The following is an 18,454-nucleotide window of genomic DNA, read 5'->3' as shown; positions in this document are numbered from 1 at the left end:
TCCAACTGGTGTAAATCTAGGCTATTAGCGCTTCATTGTCAAGTAATTTCATGCTCTTTTCCCGAAGTTTTTCGACAAGTTCGGGGATTTCCGCATAGCCGTCCAACCGTCTCCAGTTCTTTTCGCGGTGGAGGACCTCAGCGGCCATCCAGCGTTTGAACATTCCAATGTCCCTGTAGCGCTTCACGTTCTTCTCGATGGCGTCGAGACCGTTGAAGGTGGACTCGATTATGTTGGTCGTTATGAGCGACTTGCGCAGGAGCGCGGGGATGCCCAGCCGGTGGACCGTAAGCAGCCTCTCGCCGCCCTCGGAAAGCGATTTGGCGGCACTCGTGTTTATGCCTTCGAGCCACTCGTGGACCTTGAGAAGTTCCCTTCTCGCGTCCTCGTAGCCCACCATCCCGATGGCGTTGTTGTAGCGCCTGTCGAACTCGGCCCGGTACATCTCGGGCAGATGGGACTCGACGTTGCGCCTCTTGTGGATCACGCAGCGCTGGTGCTTGAGGTCCTTGCCGAAGCGGTCCTTGAGGGCGCGGTTGAGGCCCGTCCCGCCGTCGGTCACGAAGATGATGTCGGGGTGCAGGGCGAGGCCCCTGCTCTCCATGTCGGAAAGGAACGAACGGCACATTTCGGTGTTTTCCGAACTGCCCTGCCAGAGGCCAAGCACGCGCTTGTAGCCTTCCGCGTCAACGCCTATGGCGGCCATCACGACCTCGCCGCAGCGATGCATTGCGTCCATGAAGACGGCAACCGCCTCGAAGTCCTCCAGCCTGCGCTCGTTCAGTTCCTTCAGTTTCCTTGTGCATGCGGCAACGACCTTGCGCGACACCGACGACTTGCTTACGCCGAACGCCTCCCCGGCAGTCGAGAACACATCCTCGTAACGCCTCCCGGACAGGCCTGAGAGGCATGCGTGCAGCAGGTGCTCGGAGAACGCGTCGGGGTCTTTCAGACGGGCGTAGATACGCGATTTGACCTCGCCGTTTTCGTCCCTGAGCCTGGGTACGCGCACCTTCGCCTTGCCACCCGCGATGTACACGGAACCACCCTGGCTGGACCACTTCTTGAAGCCCTTCCTGGGGTGGTATGCTGCACCGCCGAGCTGTTCCCTTTCGGCCAGGAGTATCGCCTCCACGAGCCTTGCGCCCATCTCCCTCGACAGCGCGTCAAGGCAGCTTTTCCCCTGTTCGGCAAGGTCGGCCAGAACCACCCCGACACTGGTCGAAATGTCGATTTCTTCGCGGCGGACGATTGACAGTTTGGGGGTTCTTTTTGTACTTTTCATCATGGTGGTTATCCTCTTGCTTGGTGTTTTTTTGCTGAACCAAATTTACAAGTTGGAGACCACCTTTTTCTTTTTGGTTGCAGAAATTTCAACTAACTTTGGGGCATCTTCATTTCTCTCGGCTTGCCTTTACGTTTCATTATGTTCATAGAAAGGGCGACCTTTTCATCTTCTTCGTTCATGCTGTTGCCCATGTCCGTAGCAGTAAGGCCCGGTGCGACAGCGTTTACACGGATATTGAACGGTCCGTATTCAACGGCAAGCCTTTTCACTTCGCCGATGATTGCCGCCTTGCTTGCACTATACTCAATGTTGGCCCCGCCATCAAACGCGGCGGACGACGACACATAAACGATGCTCCCTCGCTTATTTCGCATCATGCTTCTTGAAAGCTGTTGTGTCAAAAGCATCTGCGAGAAAAAGTTAATCTCAAACACCTCTTTAATCGTTTCCATTTTTGTCATGGCAAGCGAGTTCAGCGGCAGTCCGACACCGGCGTTGCACACAAGAATGTCTATAGGAACTTTTGTGCCGAGAATCTGTTTAGCTCCGGCACGCACGCTCTCGTCATCTTTAAGTTCCACATAAACGGGCGTTATACTCACATTGTATTTGCTAGCGAGTTCGGCGATCAAATTCGTAAACTCTTCCGACTCTTTTCTGACAACGGCAAAAACATTTGCCCCATTCTCGGCAAAATTTTCAAGAATCGCCCTGCCAATTCCGCGGTTGCAGCCCGTTATTACCGCCGTTTTATCCCTTAGTAACATACTTCTTATCCCTATTATTTCACCTTTCATAAATATAAACAACTCTGGACATTGCCTCGATCATCCTGAAACCGTCCCAGGTGAATTCAAGCCCCATTGTGTCGCCAATATCGACCACTCTATCGACCCCGCGCACGCCTTTTTGAAGCACAAAGTCCACAACAGAGCGTTTGTCTATCCCGAACACGGCAATTGTCTGGCACATCTTGCCCATTATAGGTACAATATCGTCTAACGAATCTGCTGAATACTGAAAAAAGTAGCCGCCGCTCATCTTATAGTTCATCACGTCGCGTGTCAGTTTTTCGACGTCAACTATAAAGAGTTTGTTGCCCTTTCTTGTTAGACGAACACCGTCCTTCTTCATGGAAAGTTCTGTCGCCATCGAAAGTTTATCAACCGCCTGAATCGGTTGAAGTTCGTAGCGTTCCGAGATTTCCTTTTCAAGAGCATTCCAGAATAAGCGTTTCGCCTCTTCTATGTTATTATCGGCATTCAGCCACACGACGATTCTCGGCGAACTGCACGCATTCTGGTCTGTGTAGTAGGTATCCGTATAGAACTTCTTGGCGATATCCGAAATGAATGCATTGCCCTTGTCGGGGTCCGTTGCGCACTTAAGATATTCAGCAGCATCGATTATCGCAACGGAATGCCTGTCTGCAAAGCACATCTCGATGGCTCGTGGCGGAATCGGGCAACGCCTAATTTGCTCGATAGTCCTGTTGCCACCCCAAATGATTCGAATGTCGCAAATACTAGAAAGGTATGCTGTAATTTCATCGCTATGCTCATATCTGACAATGCAGATGTAGCGACTCATTTCTGCAAATTCTGGCTTTTGGAAAATGCTCTTGACTGCAGAACAGATAATATCGACTTCTTCGAACTCCTTGTTCGAGACCCTGATGATGCAGATATTCCCTGCAAGGAGCGACGACGTCATAGAAACTGCAAAATTCACAGGGACATTCGACGGCGCTATGTGGAAGGCTACTCCGCGACCAATACGGGTGATATCGTCTCGGACAAATTCCTTTCTGGCCTGTTCAAGCGAGGCCTTTCTAATCCAATAAGCATACGACATCACGTCCAAGTGTTCCCTGATACCCGGAATTGCCAGCAGTTCTCTAGAAAGTTCAGACAAGAAGCCGACCGCCTTGTCAGAGAACATCGGCAAAGCAGGAGTTTCTGCGGCACCCTTTATAATGTCGTCGTTTCCGACCAGATACCTAATCTTATTTTTCAACACATCCATCATAACTTCATCTTGTCCGCATAAGTGTCGCTGCAGCCCCTGATTTCGGCACTCTTGAGACGACCGATTATCTGGATATACTTCCCTTTTCTCCCACACGGGCAGTCGTCTTCGCCAAGAACCACGCCTTCATCTTCTGTAAGGAGCGAATGTCCCGGATACGAATGCGGGAGAACGGAAACCGTCTGCATAATGCCCTTTTCTCCAATTCCCTTGACAGAAAAGTCCTCGGCATCCCTGATAATCACATCGGAATAGTTGCTCGCATGCAAATGACCGCATTCGCATTCTGCGTATATGCAGCCAGTCTGTTCCACCATACCGTAATGATCAAGGAAGTGCCCAATTCCCAAAGTTTCTCTCATTCTTGACTTGAATTCATCTTGAGATATGCTATCGGAAATCAGTTTTTTCCATCCGCCGCCTGTCATCAAGAATACATCCGAAAGGTCATAATCCTTGATGTTGAATGGGCCGCTATTTTCAAACACTTTATACAGATGCTGCCACACGATGAACGTAAAACCGAACATGATAAATCTTTGTCCGCTGTATTTATCCAGGAACATCTTTACCGCATCAACATTAAGGGACATGTCGTCGTTTAGGGCAAAGACCATTTCTTTGGCAACGACTTGGAGTCCCATGATGGCTGCACCACGGGCTGTAAACATCTGGCGATTTCGGACAGTTTCTTTCGAGTCAATCACAAGCAACGGGAGCCTCTTTTTCCCCCAGTAGTCGCCTAGAATTTTAATCATGACCTTCTGCTGGATCATTGCGGTTTCTTTATCCACAAAAATCTTGGAAACGCTCTGACCCGTCGTTCCCGAAGAAGTCATCGTCTTAAAAATTTCCTCACGCGGTATGCTTAGTAAATCGACATTCTTGAAAAGACGCACTGGGAAAAAAGGAATGTCGGCAATAGTTTTGACGTTTCGTTCGTCAAATCCCATGGCGTTGAGAAATCTCGCATATTCCGTACAATGATCCCTATGGAACTTTGTCAATTCCAAAAGTTCCTTTGTGAGGAGAGCGTCCTTTGCCCCCTTCTCCAAATCGTACGGTTCATGTTCGTAGAATTCTTCTATCATCTAATCTCGCTTGCAATTTTCTCTGCAATTTTCACATCCGTAAGGCCAGCCTGTTCCCATACATACCTTTGTGAACCCGCATTGCAGAATGCATCCTGGAATCCGATAAAAACTTGCCTCGGGGCGTCCGATTTTGTTGCCTTGTATTCGGCAACGGCACTCCCCATGCCGCCAAGGACATTATGTTCTTCGACGGTAAAAATGGTCTTGTAATTTTGGAATATCTTGTCCAGCCCCTCTTTATCGATAGGCTTGATGGTATGCATATTGTAAACCGCAACGTTTACGCCCTGTTCGCTGAGCATCTTAGCGGCGGACAAGGATTCGTTCACCATTAACCCTGTAGCGATAATGGCGACATCCGCACCTTCCTTAAGTTGAATCAGTTTGCCGGGTACAAACTCATAGTCTTCTTTGTAAACGATCGGCGCATTTAGACCACCGGAGAGCCTGATATACATTGGCCCGTCAGTTTCTGCGGCATACTCAGCCACCTTTACGGCCTCAAGGCTATCTGCCGGAGAAAATACGGTCAAGTTAGGTAGCACCCTTGTAAATGCCAAATCTTCTGTCGCCCAATGCGAAACGCCAGACTTGGCCGCAACAACACCGGCAGCAGAACCGACAATTTTCACATTCAGTTTCAAGAAAGACAAATGCTGCCGCACATGTTCAAGGCTCCGGACAGCGATAAAAGACGAATATGTTGTCGCAAAAACATTATATCCATCCATCGCAAGCCCTGCGGCAATGCCAATCATGTTCTGTTCGGCAATGCCAACATTCAAGAACTTATTTGGAAACGCCTGTCTGTACCGGTCCATTCCCGAAAGAATCGCAAGGTCTGCCGTCAAGAGTTTGACATTTTCCTTTCTTTCAGCGATGTCGGGCATCGCGATGGCAAAGAAAGCTCCACGCTGGCCAAGCCTAGCCCAGGTCCTGATATCTTTCGATGCTATTTCTTTCATTTTGCACCTCCAGAAATCTCGGCTACGGCCTGTTCATATTCTTGCTGCGACAACCTGTGATGATGCCATTCGGGCTTGTTTTCAATAAAGGAAACGCCTTTGCCCTTTATGGTATCAGCGATGATAACGTGCGGTTTACCTTCTTCATTTTCTGAAAATGCCTTAAGCAGCGATTCTACGCTATGTCCATCACATTCAGACACGAACCAGTTGAAACTTTTCATCTTGTCTGCCAGGTTTTCAATCGGCATCACATCTTCGGTGTTTCCGTCATAGGAAAGGTGATTTCTGTCAATAATGGCGGTAAGATTATCCAACTTAAAATGCGGAGCCGCCATGAAAGCTTCCCATATCGAACCTTCGTTCAATTCTCCGTCGCCCATCAGTATGTAAATGTCTCTGTTGCTCTTTCTTTCTTTGGCAGCAAGTGCAAGCCCGATGCCGACGGAAATCGCCATTCCGAGGCTTCCGCCAGAGTATTCGAGCCCGATTTCTTTTCTTTCCGGATAACCAGTCAGACGGCCACCATCCTTCTGGAATTCTAGAATCTCCTCATGCGGAATAAAGCCAGCCTCTGCCAACGCCGGGATATGCGCAAGCACGCAATGGTTCTTGCTCGGGATAAAAACGTCCCTTTCGGGATTCAGCGGATTCTTAGGAGAAACATTAAGGACTTCGCCATAAAGAGTCGCAATAATTTCTATGGCAGACAAACTTCCGCCAAGATGCGAACCATTATTACCTGAAGCGAGAGCCATGTCCATCGCATCAAGCCGCATTCGCTTGGACATATCCGTCAGCCTGCAGACATTGTCTGCAGAGCAGTCGATTTTTTTATTGTGAAAGCCCATTAGACACGGCCCCCATCGAGAACCATGATATGGCCTGTCATGTAAGCGGCGTCATCCGACGCAATATAGAGCGCAGCCTTGGCAATTTCTTCGGGCTTGCCCATCCGGTGAATACTCATCCGGTTCAAAACCTTTTCCTTTTCTTCGTCAGACTTGTAATTGCCCATCTCTGTATCCACAAGGCCCGGGGCAATTCCGTTGACGCGGATATTATACGGCCCCAGTTCCTTGGATAAGGACTTTGTTATCCAAATCAGGGCTGCCTTACTTGAACCATAGGCCAGATATCCAGGGGAGGTTTCAATTCCACCGACGGAACACATGTTGATAATACAACCCGATTTCTGTCGCATCATCACGCGAGACACAAGTTGCATCAGCTGGACTTGCGCAAACACATTCACTTGATAGACTTCCTTCAGTTTATCAAGGGACGTCATGGTAAAAAGACCACCGAAAGCAACACCTGCATTGTTAATCAAAACATCAATCTTCTTCTTGTCCGCGAAAATAGATCTCATCCCTTCCTTGATTTCTTCTTCGCAGCTCAAGTCAAAATAGACGGGTTTGATCTCCACTCCGCAGTCTGCCGACAGGCTACTTAAAAAGGTTTCAAAGGATTCGTCTTGTTTGCGGGCACAAGCATAAATATCGTATCCGGCATGGGCGAAAGTTTTCACAAATTCTTTTCCAATGCCTCGATTCGAACCCGTTATAATTGCGGTCTTTTTCTGATTGTCCATGACTGCCACCGGTTGTCCTAAACAGTGTAAATTTCCTTTAGTAATATATATTATTTAATGCTAGCGCGCAATAAAATCAACCAATTGCAGGGGATTCTGTGCACAGGCAATATGCGGGAACTTCGCAATATCGGCATCGGTCTTGAAGCCGTAGCCGTAGGTCACGCCAATAAATGGGATTCCCAATTGTGCGGCACTTTCCGCATCGCTGGCACTGTCGCCAATCAAAAGGCTTTCGGCAGGGGCTACGCCCACCAAATTCATTGCTTTTTCGACAATCTGGTTCTTGGTCATGGTCGCTGCTGCATCGGAACCGCATATTGCATCAAAGAAGTGTACCATTCCGAATTTTTTAAGAAGTTGGACGGCGTGGTCTTCGCGTTTGTAAGTCGCAACAGCAAGCGAATAAAGCCCGTGAAGAGCGGCAAGGCACTCTTCCATGCCAGCATAGCGGTCGGCCAGAAAAACATCGCCTTTCCCGTATTCTTCTCGGAAAGCCTTCATCACCGCATCAGCGGTATTTTCATCGGCATCAAACAATTCAAGGAAACGTTTTTTTAAAGGAGGGCCGACAAAGGTTTTGCAGGTCTCCTCATCGGGAACCTTGAAACCCATTTTGCCCAGTGTTGACGCAATACATTTCGAAATACCCCTGCCCGTGTCGAGCAAAGTTCCGTCAAGGTCGAAGATGATGAGTTTACACCCCAAAGAATTCAAACACCTTTCCACAGATATACTCGATTTCTTCTTCTTTCAGTCCATAGAACATCGGCAAGCGAAGCAGGCGATTGCTTTCATTAGTAGTGTACTTATCTTCGCCATGGAACCGGCCGAAGCGCATGCCCGCGGGCGACGAATGCAACGGCACATAGTGAAACACCGCGAGAATTCCGTTGTAAGTCAAGTGTTTCAAAAGCGCAGTTCGCGTCGCAAGGTCTTCCACCTTTAGGTAGAACATGTGCGCGTTATGTTTGCAATGTTCCGGAATGTACGGCAACTCGACCAGGCCCTTTTCGGCAAGCGGGGCAAGCCTTTCTCGGTAAGCATTCCAACTAGCCATGCGGGCATCGTTGATGATGTCTGCGCATTCCAACTCGGCATAAAGGTAAGCGGCGTTGAGTTCACTGGGCAAGTAGCTAGAGCCAAGTTCAACCCAGGTGTATTTATCCACTTCGCCACGATGGAACTGGCAGCGGTTGGTGCCCTTTTCGCGGATAATCTCGGCGCGGTCGTTGTACTTGGGGTCGTTGATGAGCAGTGCACCGCCCTCGCCCATGCTGTAGTTCTTGGTTTCGTGATAGCTGTAACAGCCAAAGTCACCGATGGATCCAAGTGCGCGGCCCTTGTATGTCGCCATCATGCCCTGTGCGGCATCTTCAACCACGAACAAATTGTGGCGTTTCGCGATTTCGTTTATCTTGTCCATCTCGCAGGCGACCCCCGCATAGTGGACCGGCACAATCGCCTTCGTCTTTTCGGTAATCGCGTCTTCAATGAGTTTTTCGTCCAAGTTCATCGTATCGGGGCGGATATCCACAAACACGCACTTGGCACCCTGCGACACAAACGCATCTGCCGTACTCACAAACGTGAACGAAGGCATAATCACCTCGTCGCCGGGAACTATATTACAGAGACGGGCAGACATTTCGAGCGCATGCGTACAACTAGTAGTCAGGAGAGCCTTCGCCGTCCCAGTATGTTCCTCAAGCCACTTGTGGCACAGGAGGTTGAACGTTCCGTCACCACAAATGCGACCGCTCTCCACGGCCTGCTTTACATAATCGAATTCCATCCCTACAAAGGGAGGCTTGTTGAAAGGAATCTTCTGCATATCCGAAATATAAACTTTATTTTACCAAGCAAGCTAAGGACATACCAACAATTAACCTGTTTTTTCACTTTTTTGATAAGTCCGCTAAAATTATTCCAAATTGTAGTATTTCCGCAGGAACCTGGATCAATCTCGTGGATGCGTATGTCATGGAAAAGTCGGGCCACGACCTTGGAACAGTAAATTGGTTTGCCATTGGCTACTCTGCTCCTGGCGATGGTTCTTCCGAATCTTACAACTCCGGAAACTTTGAATATGCCGGTGGAAACAAAACCTGGCAGGCCAAAGCTCTGGTGGATTTGAATGATTGCAAGAAAAACTCGGGCCTCTGGAAAATGCAAGCCAAGATTGATGGTACAAAAATTGAGATTTCTGACAACACATCGACGCCCGAATGTAAGAATTTGACGCCGGCTTGGACGAATCTCTACAGGTCTTCCAACTAATCTCCGACGAGGTTTATGACAAAAGGACGAGCTTAACCGCTCGCCCTTTTTTGTATTTGCTATAGTGTAAGAATCACAAAAAAAACGAGTCTTTCAAGAATAAACTTGATTTCTGCCGACGGCAAGGTAAGATTGCCGCACTTATTTCGCGCCAGATTCCATCAAATCGCAATTAATGAAAAACGACCGCGGGTACCCATGGTGCAAGGTACTTCCGGCGTGTTTCGGGTAATCCCAATATAGGCCGATGGGTTCCTTGAATGACAAACTGGGTTTCAGGGTGTTTGCTAGCAACATCAAACAGGCCCCGCAATAAGCTATGCAACTTTTCTCGGCCCCCTTCTCGTGTGCTGTACGCGGTCCAACCGATTTTATTCCATGTTGTGTCTGCAATTAGCGAATCAAGCATAGCGACGGTCTGTGCGTCATTGCAATTCTCGCAGCACACTGTTTGCTTGAAATGGACACCCTGTTCACTTTCGACCTTTGCGCATGCTGCAGAGTCGCCATTGGCAATCAAGACGCCTTCTGAGAATCCAGCCCTATACTCAACATTTTCCGCGTAAGAGGTGTGGCCAAGCAACCGCTTGTGCATCGCGAATGTTGCGTTTGTTCCACGCATAATCCCAAAATCATCTTCTAGCATTTTCTCATCATAAGGGACTCCCCAACCATCAATAAGTACCATCGCCGTTGATTTCGATGAGTCAGCCAGATGAGTCATAAGCGCTTGTGGACCTAAAACCAAATATTGACTCTTGTACGTTTGTGACAACGAATCTGCACCAAACGGAACAAGTTGCCAAGGGTAATCAGGATGCGAGAGATACCTGTCTACACATAAAATGGGGAACGAAATAAGCGATACCAAAAGTAGAGAAAACAGGGCCAAATTAATGTTGCGCATTTTCATCTTCGCCCTCCTCCATCTTGTACTTGAGCAAGTCTAAAGTTCCAAAATGCATCAGCGTATCTATCGTCAACTTTTTATGGTAGTGGTCGCTATAATAGGGAGCTAGCGAAAGTGCCTGCTCATCGGCCACCACATACACATTATCGTGCCACACGTCCTTGATTATGTTCGTGACGCCCCGCTTTTCTAGTTCGCGGTTCATTTCGGGCAAGTGTATGTTCCAGTAACCGGTAGAGAAAATGTTGTTCCAACTACCGGGTTCAACAGCGCTATAGGCGCGGTTGATGTGGGTGGCGAACTCCTTATAACGCCCGAACGGGAGCAAAAAAACATCATCTGGATGATTGTGGGCGTAGTCGCGGAAAGCAAACCAATCGGAAGCCGATCCCTGCGTGTCGCGAGAACCGTTCGATATTTTGTCAAAGGCAGCGTATGTCCCCGTAATGACCAAGCTCGCCAAGCAGAGCAGACCGATAATCTGCAGAAAACTCTTGGCCTGCTTTTTCTCGAGGATGTCGTCTTTATTGACGAAAAACAGAACGAAAACGACAGCCAGCGTCCACACACCAACTTCTACATGCGCGACCACCCTGTTAACCAAAAGCAGGTAAGTGTAAGGAATGCTTATGAGGGTGAGAGACACCCATGGCACCCACCAATTCCTTTTGTTCGAGAAGAACATCAGTGCAAGGCAAAGAAGGGTCCAGCACCACACGCTTCCACGCAACAGGGAGTCCGATATGGAGCGGGCTACGGCAAACGGCATCTTTACATAGTTTGGCTTATAGCGGTTCCTATCCGCGATCTTTATCAACGCCTTCATGCTGTCGAGCGAGAATACGTTGTTGTCGTAGAAATACCAGGCACGAAGGTAGCGAAAGTCGCGGCTATTCATTTCGCGATCTTCCAGTTCCGCAACGAATGCCGGAGCCTCGTAAAAAGCGCCATCACCGAAATAGGCTCGTGGGCCTTGGTAGGCTGCGTAGTATTCGTATTCGCCCTTGAAGTGGTATTCGTTAAACTTTACAAGCCCGACATAGGCGACGGCAAAAGCAGCGAGCGCAATTATCGTACCTTTCCAGATACTCTTTGATTGCAGAAAAGTAAAAAACAGAAGAGCCGCGAGCGTCGGCATGCCCAACAGGAACATTTCTTTACGGAAAATGATGCCAGCCGCCATAAACAAGCAACCGGTAATCAGATAGGCTCGCCTTCTTTCCTTATTGCCAACGGCGAACAGGAATACACCGGCGGTTGTCGCGATGCCCGCCACTTGAGTAAATGCGACACTTAAGTAAAAATCCGGGGAAACGCAAATTAGCAGCATAACGGCGAGCATTCCGCCAAGTTTTTTGCCATAGCGCTTCAAGACTGCATAAGAAAGAGCGACAAACGATGCTAGAACAGTAAAAGCCTGGAAAATAGAGTACCAGCCAACGTTCGGGAACAATGCGTAAAAAGGTCGGAGAAAATATCCATAAACGACGTTAATGAAATACATGCGGACATCGTACTCTCCGCCATACGCACCAGTCAAGACTGACGACATAAAGTAGTCGTCCAGCGAGTTGAACTTGCCCGAACCAATTGTAACACAAATGGCCAGAACCACAAGGTTCATGCCCAATGCGACAAGGAATGGATAATTGGATATTTTCTTTAGGGATGCGGAAATTTTGTCCATGCCCTAAATATAAACAGATTTTTACAGGGAAGCGGGTCCAACACGTATTTTCCAGCGCAAAACATCGAAAAATGCAGGAACCTGGATCAATCTCTTGGATGCGTATGCGGCTGAGAAAAGTGAAATTGGTAACTGGGAAGCTATTGGTTACGAGGCTCCAGGTGTTGTGGCTTCCACAAAGTCTAGCAGCCATACCAACGTCATCAACTACACATCTACAGGAACCAATGGCGCAACCTGGACGGCTACTCCGGTCAATGCATTGAACGAGTGCACAACCTCTATGAACTGGAGCTTAACAGCGACAGCCACGGCTACGAATGTTACCGTTGCAGATGCTTCAAATGGAACGGCGTGCAAGGCTCTAACCCCGAACTGGTCTGGTCTGCTGAGAAGCGCCAACTAACCATATCGAAAAGACAATATATAAAAAAGGACGAGCTTAACCGCTCGCCCTTTTTTGTATCATCCCAACTTTTTAAACTTTTTCATTTCCTTATCCAAAAAAGTATCGACAAATTTTGCATAAATTAGTGTTGTCTCTAATTTGCGATGCCCGAGTAATTTACTTGTTGCTGGCAACGGAATTCCCAATGTGATACAAGTTGTTGCAAAGGTATGGCGCGCTAGGTGGCAATGGATATGCTTGTAGTAGCCGAGCTTCTTTGCTGCAGTGCGGAGTGTACGGTTGAAATGAGAATTCTCGACAATGCGAAAAACGGGACCCGACTTCAAGTTTTCAGGCAATAAAAGCCTCGCCTGGAGTGGAATGGGTACATATACCGGGTCGCCCGTCTTGTGCATCTGCTTACGAATTTTGTAGTCAAAAATTTCAGAAGCGTCCAAAGAATGTAAGTCACTGTAACGCAGCCCCGTAAAACAACTGAAAAGGAATGCCCTCATTACATCCTGTTCTGTTTCAGTCAAGAATCTACGCTGGTCTTGGTAGTTTAGATAAAGTTTCTTGAGTTCGCTTGTGGTGAGAAATCCGCGCCGCGTATAGACTTGGCCGATCCGCACCTTGTTGAACGGATTCTCGCTAATCAGACCGTCAGCAAGCAGACGTCGCGAAAAACTTCGTAACACAGAAAGGGCCTTGATTACGGTGTTGGGCTTGTTTCCTTTCTGTTGAAGATGCCGTTATAACGGCGCGGTTGTTGTGAGACAAAAAATCACCTTTAATGAGACAAAATGAAAGGCGTTTTTTTAAACATTTGGAACAATGCTATTTAATTGTTCCCATCCATCTTGATTGCTGTTGATTTTATAGAATGTAATACCATAAGGACTTATAGTCACTTTGCGAGTTTCAGAACCAGTAAGAGTGGCTGATGAACTATACATGGATAATCCACCAGAACTATCCTGAACTTCGCCATCTATATTAAAATCTGCTTGGATAGCAACTTTTTCAATCCACGCAGAACCCGTACCGCCACCTCTTCTTTCAGACAGAACCCGACCATTTTCAAGTTCAATCCATTCTGCATCATCTATATATGAATGACCAACACGCAAACATCCTGTATTGGTATCATATCGAATGGTTTGGTAATTATAGGTCGTATTCCCCTTTATTTGGAATGTAACAACGCCATCAGTGCCCACATGCACATCAAAAAAAGCGCTATTTCCGTTATTTTGAGCAGTTACGGATTTGCCTATGACTTCATCGCCACTTACTTCGTCTTCGAAAGTACCACTTTGGCTAGTTAAAGAACCGTCGCATTCAATGTTTCCTCCAACTGAGATATTATTGGCTGTTTTAATGGCATTGAAGAAGGCTTCAGCGCCCTGTAAAGGGATTTCAAAGGCTTTGCACCACCAAGTATGAGCCAGACTGATGTATTGCGTTATAAGCAACAACGCGGCCCCTTTATGACAAGTATAAGAGTTGCCGCAATAGGACAAAGTTACATCATTGCTGTTTCCTATAGGCATATAGAGTAAAAAACCGCTTGCAGCATGCCCGCTTACAGAACAATTTGTTGGGTAAGAAGATTCTGTAGGCGAGACACTTGTTTTGTGTAAAATTACAGAGTTCTTGTCCCAATCACCTAAATCAATAGTAATGGATGCGCCAAAACCCGAAAATGTTCTTACTTGGTTCATTTCAGAGTGTTCCGGGGGAAGCGGCAATCCACCTACTTCATCTGTACTTCTGTCAAAAGATGGATTTTGCAGAGCATTCAGGAACTCTGAAGTGATGATATCACCAGTTTTAAAGACCTTTTTGTTCATTTTTGACCTCTATATTTGATAAGTGTTTCCCTGGTTATCCCAAAGTTTTAAGTAGCAACCGTTCTCGGCAACCACTGTTTCGTTGTTCGAGTTCCCCAAGTTGGAGCAATCCTCAACAAGCAATAAATCTCTTGTAGGAATACTGGGCGTTGCCGAACTGTATTGAATAAGCCATTCTAGGTTCTGGTTGCTACCATTGCCTATGGCCGGGAACCAATATGTTTCACCCGCAGTAAGGTGAATGGACCCCGAATTCTTTTCGTATTTGTGCACATAGAAGTTACCTTCTTTAGTGCTGTCATTGTCGCCAACAGTACAAGAGGTGTCAGAAGAATCGCTTACCGGCGTCAGTTGGCTATCAAGAACAAGAGCGCCATAGTGATTGGGCTGAGAACCATGATAATCCAAAAATTGCCAGGCAACGATGTCGACATCGGCTGCGGGAACAACTTTCTGGAAAACCATGCCTGAAGAAGACAGGGTTAGCGCTTGGGCTACAGATTGGATCCGTTTAGAATTGGATACGGCATAGTTAGAGAGTTCGGTAAATGGACCTGTAGCAACGGGTGTGGAAGCCGATTCTATGGCAATATTCGATATTGCGGCAAATAAACGAGAGCGATTTTCTCCATTAGGATTGATGACAGAATAGGTGTTTTTTATTGATTCTGCCGTTACATCCTGCAAATTGTCTGCATACCAACCAAGAAGCGGTATGGTATTCATGTTTTCGGAATAAGTGTTCCCTGCGATTTTGACGCTGTTTGCATCCGTAAAAACCACCAAATAGTATAATTTATTGGATTTAAGCTGTAGCGTACTTCCTTCAGGCACGGAAGCAACATATTTGATTGGTGCGACATGCAAGCCTGTAGTAGAAACGAGCGACGCCACATTGTCAGTGTTGGCTACCCAATGAATTGTATTGTCTGCCAAGTCGTAGCGGTACAAGGCAAATATCAATTTCGAAACAGAGCCGGTCTGATTCGTCGCAAACATGATTTTTGAATCAGTATCGTTGATTTCCTGATCCATGCCAGGGCTAAAAAGGGTTGCTTTGGCAAACAAGGTACCATTTCCTTGAATAGCTATACCCGTTTGGACTGCGCCAAGGTCAAGTGTATAGACGATTTTACTCTTGATGGTATCCACGGCTTCTTCGACTTCTTCGGTTACGGTATGTTCGATTTCCTCGATATTAACTTTCAGTGGATTTTCGGGAGTTCCGTCACCTTCTAACGATTCATCATGACTAGGAAGCAATTCACCAACGGGCAAGGTGAAATTCTCCTGTCCGGCAAATCCGGCCAAAGATGCATTTGCGGCCAAGGCCTGAGCCAAGGTTTTTGTTTCCATTTGAGACATTTTTTTGTCTAAGGTTTCTTCGTTCATGTTTCGTTCTCCAGGAGAAGTTGATGTCCGTTTTCAAGAAGCAGGGCTCCGCCATCTTCGAGCAACAAGCGACCTGCAGGTGGCTGTTGGAATTTCCATTTAATTTGAGTAAACGGGATTTTCTGAGCTTCCAATGTCTGTATCAATTTGGTACAAGAAGATTTCAGTCTATCACATTTAACCGTCCAGGTGTATTGTTCATCCTGGTCGTATACTTCAAAGCCTGCTCGGCCAAGGCCCGCACGGAGCATCCTGGGCGGTTTTACAATATCGATATCGAAACCGATTGCCGCTGCAAGCGCCTTGTAATGACGTTCCGCAATGCCTGAATCCCTGTTGATAGCCTCTAAAAGGGCTTGGCGGCGAACTTCCAAGGAGCCGGAATGGCCTAATTCATAAAGGTTTTCCCACCGTTCGAGAGTCGTTATTGCTGAACCAGGAAAGATTTCACGGTAGACGGCATTGGCGCTTTCCAGGGCTCGGTCAAGTTCCTTGGCGACGGCATATTCCTCCGCGTCCATCTGGAGCGGATAGAGCTGCGTAAGAGCTCTATGGTGCGGGCTTTCGAAGGGATTCTCAACCATTACTGCACCACCAGGTCACCAAGGACGAATTTTTCAGTGGAATACGAGTCAATTGCATCTGTTTCAACCTGATATTCCCCACCATTTTTCGACACTTCGATAGTAGTCGCATTCTCGCCACCATTTTTGATTGCGTATACAACAATTTGTGAAGGAATAAAGAGATCTCCTGGTTCTAAATCGGCGAAATATTTATTGACATCTTCCCGGAAACCGTCTTCGTCCAATTGTTGCAGTTTTCGCACCGTAACACGTAGAGAAAGAGTTATTTCTACAGGAACATTGACCCAGATTTCACGAGGTGCGACGGGGCCTTCGTATTCGCACTTTGCCCGGACAGCTTCACAACAGCGCATTGAGAGCGTACTGGGGCCAATGAGCATAAGAACGGTACCTACGCCATAGTGGTTATCAAGACAACGAGCTGTAGCCGGGACTTCGTTAGATTCACTCGACTCATAGACTTCGACCCCGAAGCACTTGACCTCGTTCAGGGATTCCGTTTGCCAGCTTTCGAGCGCTTCGATTTCTTCGAGTTCAACCTTGACATAGCGGGTAGAAACAGAATCGAAGGTGGCTATAGCCCACCAGTAGGCGGCATCGACCTTGCCCTGCTTGGTCCAGGTCTGGGCGTCGTCGGACGTATAAATTCCAAAAGCAGCCGGTCGGTTGGTAATGAAACCAAGACCAATTCCAAAGATTTTCTTCGAATCGCCCAAATCAATCACAACATTCTTTTCAGTGTCGCTGGATCCGCAAGTAAAGGCGATGTTTTCGCGGTCGTGCGGTTTGACAGCGTTGGCCGCGTTCAGGTCGGGCATGTTGCCGGAAATCATCGAGGATTCGAGCCCGATAGCCCTGCCAGTAGAAGAGGCTTCAAGTGACCAGCGTTCGTAATCACTAGGCTTGCCGCCGCTCTTCGGGTTGCGAAGATACGACAGGATGAACGTCAAAAGCTCGCTTGCGGTCAGGTTGCTGTAGTCCAGCCCACGATCGTTCGCCCACTGTTCCAGGCTTTCCTGGTTCATCGTGGTCGGAAAAATCTGGTCAAGGGTCCAGTCCATCTGCTTGTAGAGGCCCCAGATGGCAGACGCAGCAGTCGCGAATCGGATATAGGTTTCCGTGCCCTGGCTAATTTTGATTGTCTGGTTGTAGTTCTTCGCATCGACAATCATGCGCTGCAAGATTTGATCAACTGTTACGGACATCGCCGACCTCCACAAAACGTTTAAATTCAATCACATCGCCATTGTAAGCGACGCACACAACATGCACCAGGAGCTTGTCCGCATCGGCATAGGTGGCCGTCGATTCTACGCTTCTAAGGTGCTTGTAATCCAGCATCCACTTTAGTGCCTCGGTGGCATAAGTTTCGGCTTTGCTCCTGGTGTTCTCGGACGCCACTTCACGGGCGAGCTCCTTGAAACGGTGGCCAAATTCAGGTTTCTTGTAAAATGAACCTTTTGCCACGGTAAGCGAAAGCTGAACTTCTTCTTTGATCTGGTCTGTAGTCATTGTAAGGTCTCCGGGAAAGGTGACGGGCTGGCGGTGTCGTGGGCATGGTTTCAGTCACGGTACAAATAGCGGTTTTCAAGACCGTTTCAATGGCCCCAAAAAGTTTCTTGTATGGCTTTTGAACTTCCTGCTTGGAAGTAGCTTGCTCTTTTACCAAATCCGTGATGACCGCCAAAACAGCAGGCTGGACCGCCGCAAAAGTCGGAACGACCGAAACCACAGTCACACCACCGTGGGACGGTATTCCGGCTTAGGCAGGCCCTGCAATAAGCACAGAGCCTGGCGGCCATGTTGGCGGCAGTACTTCGGATGGATTGCATACTGTAAAGGCGCTTTCAAGTAGTGATTTGTCGCCACCAGCTGACAGTCTGCCCGAGATAACGCCGCACTTGGCGTAGTCATCGTAGGCCTTGGCAAGCTGAGGGCCACGCTTGTCTTGCCGTCGGCAGACTTGACAATCCGGGAAAATTCGGAATCGAGAGTGTCCAGGTCAAGCATTTAGGCCCCCGTATCCTGCGGCACAGCGTTGCTGTTGGTGCACCAAGGTTGCCCACGTGAGTGTGCTGGTTGAAGGTATCGCGAAGTTTTGAGAGATTTCCGATCTATCCTTAACTTCGCCATTGACTCGCACGTCGCATCGATATCAAGACGCCCTCGGCCTTGATGCGATGTTCCATCGTCCTTAGGATGATATAGGTGCCTTTCGCGGTAAATGGCCGTTCGCCTTCTTTACGGCGGATGGTCCTGCCGTCGCTTGCAACCGCAATGACCACATTGCCAAACTGCAAGAAAAGGCAACGCTCTCCGGCCTTGGGAATGCTGATAAAGCCAAAATGCTGCATCATCTGACGGCCTTCAAATTCGATACCGTTAGCC

19 protein-coding genes are annotated in these 18,454 nt (G+C 47.9%); 1 reads left to right on the top strand and 18 read right to left on the bottom strand.

Features of this window, described 5'->3' with window-relative positions; translation table 11 throughout:
- Positions 1-16: 16 nt before the first annotated feature.
- The 9 genes from CRO08_RS00100 to rffA form a co-directional block, all read right to left on the bottom strand.
- Positions 17-1,288, bottom strand: coding sequence for an IS256 family transposase (locus CRO08_RS00100; protein WP_097034567.1), 1,272 nt, complete (start codon positions 1,286-1,288; stop codon positions 17-19).
- Positions 1,289-1,377: 89 nt separating this feature from the next.
- Complete coding sequence (locus CRO08_RS00095) at positions 1,378-2,055, bottom strand: SDR family NAD(P)-dependent oxidoreductase (RefSeq protein WP_176495000.1); 678 nt, start codon at positions 2,053-2,055, stop codon at positions 1,378-1,380.
- Between the two features lie 19 nt (positions 2,056-2,074).
- Positions 2,075-3,304: an acyl-CoA reductase gene (locus CRO08_RS00090; protein ID WP_176494999.1), complete on the bottom strand. Its 1,230-nt coding sequence runs from the start codon at positions 3,302-3,304 to the stop codon at positions 2,075-2,077.
- A gap of 8 nt (positions 3,305-3,312) precedes the next feature.
- Positions 3,313-4,407 (bottom strand): acyl-protein synthetase, encoded by a 1,095-nt coding sequence (locus tag CRO08_RS00085; protein WP_097034564.1) that lies wholly within the window; start codon positions 4,405-4,407, stop codon positions 3,313-3,315.
- The gene (locus CRO08_RS00080; RefSeq protein WP_097034563.1) at positions 4,404-5,375 is read right to left on the bottom strand and encodes a transketolase family protein; all 972 of its coding nucleotides are present in this window, start codon (positions 5,373-5,375) and stop codon (positions 4,404-4,406) included. Before CRO08_RS00080 ends, CRO08_RS00085 begins: the two co-directional genes overlap by 4 nt.
- On the bottom strand, positions 5,372-6,166 hold the full coding sequence (locus CRO08_RS00075) for a transketolase (protein ID WP_176494998.1): 795 nt from the start codon (positions 6,164-6,166) through the stop codon (positions 5,372-5,374). Before CRO08_RS00075 ends, CRO08_RS00080 begins: the two co-directional genes overlap by 4 nt.
- A gap of 59 nt (positions 6,167-6,225) precedes the next feature.
- Positions 6,226-6,969, bottom strand: a complete 744-nt coding sequence (locus CRO08_RS00070) for an SDR family NAD(P)-dependent oxidoreductase (protein WP_255252282.1) — start codon at positions 6,967-6,969, stop codon at positions 6,226-6,228.
- 60 nt (positions 6,970-7,029) lie between these two features.
- Positions 7,030-7,677, bottom strand: coding sequence for an HAD family hydrolase (locus tag CRO08_RS00065; protein ID WP_176494997.1), 648 nt, complete (start codon positions 7,675-7,677; stop codon positions 7,030-7,032).
- Positions 7,667-8,803, bottom strand: coding sequence for a dTDP-4-amino-4,6-dideoxygalactose transaminase (gene rffA, locus CRO08_RS00060; RefSeq protein ID WP_097034559.1), 1,137 nt, complete (start codon positions 8,801-8,803; stop codon positions 7,667-7,669). The genes CRO08_RS00065 and rffA overlap by 11 nt, the downstream gene beginning before the upstream one ends.
- A gap of 149 nt (positions 8,804-8,952) precedes the next feature.
- On the opposite strand from rffA, the gene CRO08_RS00055 reads away from it, so the two are divergent.
- Complete coding sequence (locus tag CRO08_RS00055; RefSeq protein WP_141398164.1) at positions 8,953-9,249, top strand: hypothetical protein; 297 nt, start codon at positions 8,953-8,955, stop codon at positions 9,247-9,249.
- 172 nt (positions 9,250-9,421) lie between these two features.
- Here CRO08_RS00055 and CRO08_RS00050 read toward each other — a convergent pair whose 3' ends face one another.
- The 9 genes from CRO08_RS00050 to CRO08_RS16845 form a co-directional block, all read right to left on the bottom strand.
- Positions 9,422-10,162 (bottom strand): hypothetical protein, encoded by a 741-nt coding sequence (locus tag CRO08_RS00050; RefSeq protein ID WP_141398163.1) that lies wholly within the window; start codon positions 10,160-10,162, stop codon positions 9,422-9,424.
- Entirely contained in the window at positions 10,143-11,846 is a 1,704-nt protein-coding gene (locus tag CRO08_RS00045) for a glycosyltransferase family 39 protein (RefSeq protein ID WP_097034556.1), read from the bottom strand. The genes CRO08_RS00050 and CRO08_RS00045 overlap by 20 nt, the downstream gene beginning before the upstream one ends.
- A gap of 465 nt (positions 11,847-12,311) precedes the next feature.
- Positions 12,312-12,932, bottom strand: coding sequence for a site-specific integrase (locus CRO08_RS00035; RefSeq protein WP_255252168.1), 621 nt, complete (start codon positions 12,930-12,932; stop codon positions 12,312-12,314).
- Positions 12,933-13,052: 120 nt separating this feature from the next.
- A complete protein-coding gene (locus tag CRO08_RS00030) occupies positions 13,053-14,087 on the bottom strand; it encodes a hypothetical protein (protein WP_141398162.1) in 1,035 nt (344 codons plus the stop codon).
- Positions 14,088-14,096: 9 nt separating this feature from the next.
- On the bottom strand, positions 14,097-15,479 hold the full coding sequence (locus tag CRO08_RS00025) for a hypothetical protein (RefSeq protein ID WP_097034552.1): 1,383 nt from the start codon (positions 15,477-15,479) through the stop codon (positions 14,097-14,099).
- Positions 15,476-16,063, bottom strand: a complete 588-nt coding sequence (locus tag CRO08_RS00020; protein WP_097034551.1) for a putative phage tail protein — start codon at positions 16,061-16,063, stop codon at positions 15,476-15,478. Before CRO08_RS00020 ends, CRO08_RS00025 begins: the two co-directional genes overlap by 4 nt.
- On the bottom strand, positions 16,063-17,271 hold the full coding sequence (locus tag CRO08_RS00015; RefSeq protein WP_141398161.1) for a discoidin domain-containing protein: 1,209 nt from the start codon (positions 17,269-17,271) through the stop codon (positions 16,063-16,065). Before CRO08_RS00015 ends, CRO08_RS00020 begins: the two co-directional genes overlap by 1 nt.
- On the bottom strand, positions 17,255-17,578 hold the full coding sequence (locus tag CRO08_RS00010) for a phage GP46 family protein (protein WP_097034549.1): 324 nt from the start codon (positions 17,576-17,578) through the stop codon (positions 17,255-17,257). The genes CRO08_RS00015 and CRO08_RS00010 overlap by 17 nt, the downstream gene beginning before the upstream one ends.
- Before the next feature lie 608 nt (positions 17,579-18,186).
- On the bottom strand, positions 18,187-18,454 hold a 268-nt coding region (locus CRO08_RS16845), incomplete at its 5' end, for a hypothetical protein (RefSeq protein ID WP_176494996.1).

Source organism: Fibrobacter sp. UWT3, from assembly GCF_900230125.1.
Lineage (GTDB): Bacteria > Fibrobacterota > Fibrobacteria > Fibrobacterales > Fibrobacteraceae > Fibrobacter.
The sequence above is the reverse complement of the archived record's forward strand: the minus strand, read 5'-3'. Positions and strand labels throughout refer to the sequence as shown.